Below are 1,380 nucleotides of genomic sequence, written 5' to 3'. Positions count from 1 at the left end.
GCTGGTCTTCGTGGTCGACCTGGCCGCCATCACGACACCTCCCCATCGACGAGGCCGAGTGCTCGGTCGTAGAAGCCGAGCGAGCGGATCTCGACCTCCTCACCGGTGACCGCGTCCGCGACCGGGCGCAGCAGGTCCGCGCGACCGTGGCGCAGGTGCTTGGCGGCGACGGTGTGCTCGAAGTCGGTGATGGTCTGGTGCTGGGCCCATACGCGGGCGTGGTCGGCGACGATCGCGCCCTCACAGGTCACCCACACTCGGTCCAGGTCGGCGTGGACCTCGATCCGCCGCCCGACCACGGCAGGGTGGACGGAGTAGTCGTTGGAATCCAGGCGCACGTAGTGGTCGCGCGGCAGCCGCAGCGACTGACGCCAACCGACCTCGGGCGCGACCGGCGGCAGCGGCAGCATCGCTGCCCGGTCAGCGACCACCCGGTCACCGGGCGTGCAACCCAGGACCCGCATCTTCCGGGCATTCGCCTTCACGAAGAACCCGGCGAGCTGGGTGTTGAAGTCGGCCGGGGACTCGAACGTCCGGCCCGGCAGGAACGACCGCTCGAGGTAGTCGTGGAGCCGCTCCAGCATGCCCTTGGCTTCGGGGTCAGCGGGCTTGCAGATCACCACCTTCGCGCCCAGCACGCCGCGGAACGCCTGGCAGTCGACGGTGAGCTCGGGTTGGCGGGCACGCCACCGGCCCACCGCGGCTTCGCCGTCCCACACCAACGTCTTCGGCACACCGAGCAGCTGCTCGGACAGCAGCCGCCACCAGCCCGCGTACAGGTCCCGCGCGTCGCGCGAGGGGATCAACAGCCCGCCTGACCAGCGTGAGTAGCCGGTCACCGTGGTCATCACGGGCAGCCGCTTCGCGGTGCGGGTCTGGCCGTAGCCGACCGGGATCTCGATGTCGGGGAACCAGAAGTCGAACTGCGCCAGCTCCCCGGCCTCATAGGTCGTGCGGGAGGCCGGGTCCGGCGGCAGGTAGGCCGGCCGCAGCTCGCGCACACGCTCCTTGAAGACCGTCATCCCACGCGTCCAGCCGACCCGCTCGGCGATCACCGTGGCCGGCATCGTCGGAAACGCCTGCAACTGCTCACGGATCCGGGGCTCGAACGCATCCACAGCCGACCCCGTCGGCTTCCGCACGTACTTCGGCGGCCCCTCGGACGCCAGCGCGGCGCGCACCGTGTTCCGCGAGACCCCCAACGTCCTGGCGATCATCTTGATCGGCAACCCCTCGGTCCTGTGCAGCCGACGGATCTCAGCCCAATCCTCCACTGACAACACTCCTCGTCCCCCTGCCTCACGACTGGTGAGGACAGGGTCTCGGAGGGGGTCAGTTTTCGACCGTCGATAGGGGGTCAGTTTTCAGGCGCCGACGACA

At 69.6% G+C, this 1,380-nt stretch carries 1 protein-coding gene; it reads right to left on the bottom strand.

Features of this window, described 5'->3' with window-relative positions; translation table 11 throughout:
• Window positions 1-29: 29 nt before the first annotated feature.
• Window positions 30-1,283 carry an IS21 family transposase gene (gene istA / locus ACYQ0U_RS22660; RefSeq protein WP_459975933.1) on the bottom strand — a complete coding sequence of 418 codons (1,254 nt, stop codon included), beginning with the start codon at window positions 1,281-1,283 and terminating at the stop codon, window positions 30-32.
• Between the last annotated feature and the right edge of the window lie 97 nt (window positions 1,284-1,380).

This window comes from Nocardioides pyridinolyticus (genome assembly GCF_054653575.1).
The sequence above is the reverse complement of the archived record's forward strand: the minus strand, read 5'-3'. Positions and strand labels throughout refer to the sequence as shown.